1 protein-coding gene and 1 rRNA gene are annotated in these 329 nt (G+C 49.8%); both read left to right on the top strand.

The genetic code is table 11. The features are described from left to right. A partial coding sequence (locus ACYQ4S_RS12530) for a hypothetical protein (RefSeq protein ID WP_459771506.1) occupies nt 1-199 on the top strand: 199 nt, incomplete at its 5' end. A 14-nt stretch (nt 200-213) separates the two neighbouring features. Continuing rightward, a 5S ribosomal RNA gene (gene rrf / locus ACYQ4S_RS12525) occupies nt 214-329 on the top strand.

Genomic DNA, 329 nt, shown 5'->3' with positions numbered 1-329 from the left:
GATAGGCTGGAAGTGGAAGCATAGTGATATGTGGAGCGGACCAGTACTAATCGGTCGAGGACTTAACCACAAGAAAGAAAGTATAGCGAGGCGGAATCATCTGCCGAGCGAAACTGGACTGACGTGTCTTAAGGGTAAGTGGTGTTGTTTCGTGTTGATCAGCTGTCTAGTTTTGAGAGAACAAGGTTCTCGAGTTTAATAAAAGAGTCACTGTGCGGTGACGATGGCGGGAAGGATCCACCTGTTCCCATTCCGAACACAGCCGTTAAGCTTCCCAGCGCCGAGGATAGTGAAGGGTTTCCCTTTGTGAAAGCAGGACGTTGCCGTGC

This window comes from Alkalibacterium sp. s-m-28 (assembly GCF_054658175.1).
The sequence above is the reverse complement of the archived record's forward strand: the minus strand, read 5'-3'. Positions and strand labels throughout refer to the sequence as shown.